Annotated in this window: 1 protein-coding gene; it reads left to right on the plus strand. The window is 37.6% G+C overall.

The window, feature by feature from the left end; translation table 11 throughout:
* A partial coding sequence (locus IW20_RS25080; protein WP_035629098.1) for a DUF7507 domain-containing protein occupies positions 1-1,825 on the plus strand: 1,825 nt, incomplete at both ends.

The following is a 1,825-nucleotide window of genomic DNA, read 5'->3' on the forward strand; positions in this document are numbered from 1 at the left end:
TATATCCAGTAGGAAAAACAACAATAGTATGGACAGCAACAGATGCTTCAGGTAATATCTCGGCATCATGTGAGCAAATCATTACGATAACCGATACCGAAAAACCAGTTATCACTTGCCCAGTGGCGGTTATAGCTAATACAGATGCAGGTTTGTGTACAGCAACAATAGTCTTAAGTACACCAACTGTTACTGATAATTGTGGAATTGCTTCAGTGGTTAATGATGCTCCTGCCGTGTTCCCAATTGGAATTACAACAGTGACTTGGACAGTAACAGATAGTAATAATAATATCTCTAATTGTACACAAACAATAACTGTGTTTGGTCCAATTAAATCTAATGATGATTTAGGAGTTTCAATAAATGGTTATGTTGGAGGTATTGCTGTATCAAACGTTTTGAATAATGATTTATTGAATTGCGTTAGTGTGATATCAAATCAAGTGAAAATCACTTTAGCAACTACATTGCCTTCTGGAGTAAATTTTGATACAACTACTGGTGAAGTAAGTGTAAATCCACATACACCATCAGGAACTTATACATTTGATTATACTATTTGTGATCTTGCAAATATTTCAAATTGTAGTACATCAACAGTTAAGATAATCGTAGATAATCCCGTAATCAAAGCGAATACAGAAACGACAACACCAATTAATGGAAACACAGGAGGAAAAACTCCAGCGTTAACCGCAAATGATAAATTAAACGGAGTAGATGTAGTAATAGGAACAAACCCAGGCGACGTAGTATTAACGCCAGTAACTGTACCAACAGGATTAACATTAAATCCAGATGGAACTGTAGCAATTGCTCCAAACACGCCAGCAGGAAATTACGATGTAAAATACAAAATATGCGAAGTAACCAATCCAACAAATTGTGATGAAGTAACTTCAGTAGTTGTAGTAAGTCAACCTGTAATCAAAGCGAACACAGAAACGACAACACCAATTAATGGAAACACAGGAGGAAAAACTCCAGCGTTAACCGCAAATGATAAATTAAACGGAGTAGATGTAGTAATAGGAACAAACCCAGGCGACGTAGTATTAACGCCAGTAACTGTACCAACAGGATTAACATTAAATCCAGATGGAACCGTAACAATAGCTCCAAATACGCCAGCCGGAAATTATGATGTAAAATACAAAATATGCGAAGTAACCAATCCAACAAACTGTGATGAAGTAACCTCAGTAATAGAAGTAGGAGCAGCAGCGATAGATGCCCAAGATGACAACGTACTCTATGCCGATGGAATAAACGGATCACTAGAAGTAATCAACGTATTAGACAATGATAAACTAAACGGCAACCAAATAAACAACCCAGCAGTTGTAACAATAAAAAGCCTCAACGTATTATCAGGAATCACACTAAACGTAGACGGAACCATAGATGTAGCACCAAACACAGCAGGAGGCACCTATACCCTAAACTACCAAATTTGTGATCTAATCAACAGAAACAATTGCGTTAGTGCCAAAGTAACCATCTTTGTAGCCGTACCATCGATAGCCGTGATAAAAACAGCCATATTCAATGACGAAAACAAAAGCGGATATGCCAATGCAGGAGAAACCATAACCTATAAATTTAAAATAACCAATACCGGAAACACCCCACTAACAAACATAACCGTTAGCGACCCACTTCCAGGACTAGTTATGACAGGAGGACCAATTACATTAGACGTAAATGAAACCGACGAACACACCTTTATAGGAATCTATGTAATTAAACAAGCCGACATCAATGCCGGAAAAATAAGCAACCAGGCAACCGTGTTTGGAACCAGTCCAAATGGAATCATAGT

It is taken from the genome of Flavobacterium hydatis (assembly GCF_000737695.1).
GTDB lineage: Bacteria > Bacteroidota > Bacteroidia > Flavobacteriales > Flavobacteriaceae > Flavobacterium > Flavobacterium hydatis.